Origin of the sequence: Moorena sp. SIO4A1, from assembly GCF_010672065.1 — a bacterium.
GTDB lineage: Bacteria > Cyanobacteriota > Cyanobacteriia > Cyanobacteriales > Coleofasciculaceae > Moorena.
In genome coordinates, this window is record NZ_JAAHHX010000892.1 from 1 (window position 1) to 1205 (window position 1205).

Here is a 1205-nt window from a genome sequence, read left to right on the forward strand (position 1 = left end):
GGTGATTAGGGTGATTTGTCCCAGTTGTCCGTTGGTGTTTCCTCTGTCGTTAAACTGGACTCGCCATGGTCCAGTATTTGAACAGTCTCCCTTTGGTTTGGCTAGGGTGGTCTCGGATTTACCTTTCTTATTTTTGTCTTTGTAGATGGCGATGGTAGGGCTAAGGCTATGCCAATGGACTTGATTTTCGATACATGTTTTTCCCATAGCTCGGTGAATTGACCACTGGACAATGCCATCTTTTTCTCGAAAGCTAGTTTGCCAGGTCTCTTTGTCTCGTTTGGCGTTGCTTTGGGCAATGCGCATGGCTCGGTAGATTTGGTCTTGGGCAATGTTGAGGTGCAGATGATTGATAAAGGTCAGCCAGCTGGGGGTTGCGATCGCAGCCAATAGCCCAACGACCAACACTATCAGAATAGTTTCCAGTAGAGTGAATCCAGCGATCGCGCAGCGTGCGCGTAGCGCAATCGCATCAGCTCGGGATTGATCGCCCTGTTGGCTATTGAATCGCATCGACTATCACCCTGATTGAAGTTTGACCTTTTTCCTTTCTAACCCACTCAGCACTATGTTGAAGAAGGACATCCCCCTTTTCTGTCAGTTTCTAGGGCACCCAAGATAGTTTTTATTTTTACACATCGCTGGGTAGCTTCAATAGGGTTATCTTTATCCTTAGAATTCGGAACAGCGACTACGATAGCTAAGCCAAATTCCTCTGAGTCAATTTGTGCATTTTTTAGAACCCCCTGGTTATCAAAGGTAATTTTTCTCTCCTCTTTCAAAATCGATAATGTTGCCCCAGATTGGTTGTTACCAGTTAGGTTTGTTCCCACCCAAACTTGCTCCGGTTTGACCCCTAAATCACCAACTAAACTCTGCCATTGAAAGGTATCTGGTGTGTTGTCTTCCTCCTTATTATTCTGATAAACTGCAGCTTCTGGAACTCCGTCATTCATCCTAAAACTAACGCTGTAGTTGAATTTTTTATTTTTAGCTTGTCGCTGGGCTTCTTGGATCACACTTAATACTCTCTCATTGACTTTACTCACTCGTTGTCGATTCACAAAAGCCAGCCAGCTGGGAGCAGCAATTGCAGATAAAATTCCTACTAGTAAGATAACTACTATTAATTCCAGCAACGTGAAGCCAGCATCCTGATTTGCTTTCCGGTTTAGCCTTTGATTATCTTCCATTTTTCGGTAATA

At 44.1% G+C, this 1205-nt stretch carries 2 protein-coding genes; both read right to left on the bottom strand.

Annotated features, from left to right (window positions below; genetic code table 11):
- A partial coding sequence (locus tag F6K53_RS43835) for a hypothetical protein (protein WP_293087094.1) occupies positions 1 to 513 on the bottom strand: 513 nt, incomplete at its 3' end.
- 53 nt (positions 514 to 566) lie between these two features.
- On the bottom strand, positions 567 to 1193 hold the full coding sequence (locus F6K53_RS43840) for a prepilin-type N-terminal cleavage/methylation domain-containing protein (RefSeq protein ID WP_293087097.1): 627 nt from the start codon (positions 1191 to 1193) through the stop codon (positions 567 to 569).
- Positions 1194 to 1205: the final 12 nt, after the last annotated feature.